The sequence below is a fragment of the Bacillus sp. X1(2014) genome (assembly GCF_007678255.1).
Map to the genome: position 1 here is coordinate 1 of NZ_VEED01000101.1, position 206 is coordinate 206.

General features: G+C 39.3%; 1 protein-coding gene. It reads left to right on the forward strand.

Annotation, left to right across the window (positions count from 1 at the left end):
• On the forward strand, window positions 1-206 hold a 206-nt coding region (locus FS608_RS29980; protein ID WP_144556167.1), incomplete at both ends, for a transposase.

Consider the following 206-nt stretch of genomic DNA (forward strand, 5'->3'; position numbering starts at 1 on the left):
AAGTTGAAGAATATAATATTATCAAATCTATCCCTGGTATCGGAGAAAAGATCGCTGCAACGATCTTTTCAGAAATTAGGGAGATAGATCGATTTACTGACCCTAAAAAATTGGTGGCTTTCGCTGGGATTGACCCAAGTGTTTTTGAATCTGGCAAGTTTACAGCCACCAAAAATCGCATTACGAAAAGAGGTTCCAGCAGGCTT